The sequence below is a fragment of the Paraburkholderia sediminicola genome (assembly GCF_046026895.1).
Lineage (GTDB): Bacteria > Pseudomonadota > Gammaproteobacteria > Burkholderiales > Burkholderiaceae > Paraburkholderia > Paraburkholderia sediminicola_C.
On sequence record NZ_JAQQEU010000179.1, the window covers coordinates 1 to 3,457 of the forward strand.

Sequence of the window (3,457 nt, forward strand, 5' to 3'; positions counted from 1 at the left end):
CGGGCTATGGATTCCACGCCGGCAGCGGCCGCCGAAACTCCACCAGCCGAGAAACCGCCGCGCATGCCTGGGCGAGCTGATCCAGATCGACGGCAGCGATCATCGCTGGTTCGAGGACCGCGCGCCGGCCTGCACGCTGCTGGTATTCATCGACGATGCGACCAGCCCGCTGATGGCGCTGCACTTCACGGCGACCGAGTCGACCTTCAGCTATTTCGAGGCGATGCGCGGCTATCTGGAACAGCATGGCAAGCCGGTGTCGCTGTACAGCGACAAGGCGAGCGTGTTTCATTGCAACAGCCATTCCGTGACGCCTGGCAAGGGCGTGACGCAGTTTGGCCGCGCGCTGTACGAGCTGAACATCGACACGTTCTGTGCGAACAGCAGCTCCGCCAAGGGGCGCGTCGAGCGCGCGCACCTGACGCTGCAGGATCGCCTGGTCAAGGAGCTGAGGCTGCGTGGCATCAGTACGGTGGCGCAGGGCAATGCGTATGCGCCCGCCTTCATCGCAGCCTATAACGCACGCTTCCCAAAGCCGCCGAAGAGCGACTTCGACGCGCACCGGCCGCTGCGCGCTGATGAGAATCTCGACCTGCTGATGACGTGGCGCGCGACGCGACGGGTGACGAAACCGCTGACCATTCAGTACGACCGCGTGATGTACCTGCTGGGTGACACGGCGGAGAACCGGAAACTGATCCACCGTTACATCGACGTGTGGGAGTACCCGGACGGACGCATCGAGATTCGCGCCGATGGCCGTGTGTTGGCGTACAGGCAGTACGACCGGCTGGCCGAGATCGATCAGGGCGCGGTCGTTGAACACAAACGCCTGAGTCACGTACTGCAGGTCGCGCCGGCGATCCAGGCGCAACGCGATAACCGGCGCATCTCCGGCTCCCCTGCGCGCACGAATCAGGACAACCGGTTCGGGCAACGGAACGCGCGCAGGGCACGAAGAAGCAGCGTGAATTCACACAGGATGACATCAACGGTGTGATCACGAAATTGTCACCACGCAGGCAGCCGAAGCAAACACGCAAACCTGGCCGTCGGTCTGCAGGATCTGCCTGAACGGACTGACCCGCCCTGCCCGTTCACACGCTGTCCTTCAACGCTGTGTGGAGATTCAAACCGTTAAAGACAGAGGCAAACCTGACGTCAAACCCAACCCCGGATACGACATTTCTATTTAGCGCAGACCCCGACATTTGAACTTGGGTGGGACATTTGGCACGATCGTGCTTTTTATGTGTCTATCAGACGGACATGGACCCGACCGTCATCCTCGGTCAACGGTCGGTTACCGGGTCACGAAGTCGTTGGCGGTCAGCCACAGCGGCTCGTCCGGCCTCGCAAGTAACTTTCTTTGTGCGACCGCGACGATGCGGTTGCGACCGTTTTCAAATGCCTTGAGTGTGCGTGCCGCGTCGGCGTCAGGCGAGAGCCAGAAATGTTCTTGGAGTGCGACACGCGCAACCGCGCCTTCGACGTTGCGACCGCGGGCCGACAGCCTGAAAACGACGGCGCGTCCGTCCGGCGAGACGGCGGGCGCGCGATCAAGAACTTGCATGATCTACCTCGACGATATCATTCGCGGTCTTTGTTCTGTCCTGCGCCGCGTAACGGTAAATCTACCAGATGTTCCAACCAGCGCGGTGGGCCACGACGTAACGATTCAGTCACGACCGGCGTCCGTGAACCAGGATCGTCGGGACGTTTGTTGCAAGCGGGTTTTGTTTTGTGGTGTATTGGGTTCGCGTTGACGGTTAGTCGCGTGTCGCGAGCTGACACGCCTCATGATGGTGAGCTTTCCCGGGAGACGCCGTGTGGCCGGTCCCGGGCGAGCAGCCCGGCGTGGCGCCTTGAAGAAGCAGCCAAAACTGTGCTGATCACCGCGAACGCAAGAGTCGCTTCTGAAGTAGCGTGCCTAAATCGCGGCGCGTATCGGTGACGACGTGAATGTAAATCGTGTCGCCGCGTACCTCATAGATAACCCGGTTCTGACCGCTCAGCGTTTCCCGGAAATTCAGGCCGCCAAAATCCGAAAGCTCCGCCGGAACGTAACCACTCTGCGGGAACTGCCTGATGTTTCCAAACGTGAGGGCAAGCTGCTTGGACGTCTGTTTCCACGTTTCGGCACCGAAGCTCCTGAGGATGTACCGCCGCAGATCCTTCGTATCCTCTTGCGCCTCTTCGAGGATCATTAGCCTGAACTTCGTCTGCGCCATCAGCCGATTTGTTCCTTCCGGTCAAGGTCGTCGAGCTCGGCGAGAAACTCATCTGCATCCTTGAATTTCCCCTGTTCGATGTCCTTCTGACCTAAGGCCAGTATCTTGAGCAAAGCCAGCGTTTGCTGCGTGTCCTCGTAGCTTTGCACATCCTGAACGACAAGCCTGGCTTCCCCATTCTGCGTGATGAGCAGCGGCTCGCCGGAAGCCGTCAGATCCTTGACGATCTGCGCTGCGTCGCTTTTCAGGTAGCTAATTGGCTTTACGTGGTCTGTCAGCCGCATTGGGTGATCCTCCGATCGTCATTTACTTAGTCCGAATATAGACTGAATTTGGTTTTATGGAAAGACCCCACTCATCCCGCGGCCCGCTCATCACTTATCGTCGAGGGCTCGATTTGCCACCCGCCAGATACGCTGAAGCTGAACAACATTCGTCGGTCGGGATGAATGTGCCGCCCTCGCCGGGTTCGCCCGGTCGCGTCACGCGCGATGCTGCACGTTGGTCGGGCGGCCCCACGCGTGCAACTGGCAGAGCCGACAGACAACCGGGTTGCAATCGATCGCGGCCAATTTGAACTAAATTCCGGTCCTCACAATGTCGGCGTTCCCCTGCCCCGGAGCCTTGCCGTTTCTCCGGATGGAATGCCGCCCTCTCCCTTCGGTGCCAACCCATTCACGCTGCATCCGCCAGCATCGACTGACGACAGTCCGCTGCGGCGCACCGGCACGCGTACTGCGCCCGGACGTCTTCATCCAGCGGATCGTCTGTGGCAAGCAGATATTCAATGAACAGTTCTTCACCGGCTTCGATCGACCGGAGCGCGTGGATGAAAATCCGTCCCTCGTCCTCGACGGTCTCGCAGTTGGGCGCGCACGCATGATTGAGCCAGCGCGCGCTATTGCCGCTGCGGCTGCCGTCGATCACCCGCCCATCCGACAGCCCGAACAGAAACGTATGGCCTTCGACGGCTTCACGCTGATGACGGCGCACCGCATTGCGCCACGAGGTGACTTCACCCTTGTACTCAAGCACGCGCTCGCCCGCCGCGAGCGCACGCATGGCGAACACGCCTTTTCCGTGAACTGAAGACCGCCGGACAATCACGCGCCGCATACTCTTTCCTATCCCGATGTCAGCGGCAGTATACGAGCAGCAAATTTCCGCATCCAGTGCGATGGGATGAGCACGCACTTGCGACGTTCGGGCCCCGGCGGCCATATCTA

Annotated in this window: 4 protein-coding genes and 1 pseudogene; 1 reads left to right on the forward strand and 4 read right to left on the reverse strand. The window is 60.3% G+C overall.

What is annotated here, in order from left to right:
- Positions 1-1,074, forward strand: a pseudogene (locus tag PQR02_RS39885) (ISNCY family transposase); the annotation flags it as partial.
- 229 nt (positions 1,075-1,303) lie between these two features.
- Here the strand turns inward: PQR02_RS39885 and PQR02_RS39890 are convergent.
- From PQR02_RS39890 to PQR02_RS39905, 4 genes are all read right to left on the reverse strand, one after another.
- Positions 1,304-1,573 carry a DUF1488 family protein gene (locus tag PQR02_RS39890; protein WP_408243303.1) on the reverse strand — a complete coding sequence of 90 codons (270 nt, stop codon included), beginning with the start codon at positions 1,571-1,573 and terminating at the stop codon, positions 1,304-1,306.
- 319 nt (positions 1,574-1,892) lie between these two features.
- Positions 1,893-2,231, reverse strand: a complete 339-nt coding sequence (locus PQR02_RS39895; protein WP_408243304.1) for a type II toxin-antitoxin system RelE/ParE family toxin — start codon at positions 2,229-2,231, stop codon at positions 1,893-1,895.
- Positions 2,231-2,515, reverse strand: a complete 285-nt coding sequence (locus tag PQR02_RS39900) for a type II toxin-antitoxin system Phd/YefM family antitoxin (RefSeq protein WP_408243305.1) — start codon at positions 2,513-2,515, stop codon at positions 2,231-2,233. The genes PQR02_RS39895 and PQR02_RS39900 overlap by 1 nt, the downstream gene beginning before the upstream one ends.
- A gap of 391 nt (positions 2,516-2,906) precedes the next feature.
- Positions 2,907-3,347 carry an SET domain-containing protein gene (locus tag PQR02_RS39905; RefSeq protein WP_408243306.1) on the reverse strand — a complete coding sequence of 147 codons (441 nt, stop codon included), beginning with the start codon at positions 3,345-3,347 and terminating at the stop codon, positions 2,907-2,909.
- Positions 3,348-3,457: the final 110 nt, after the last annotated feature.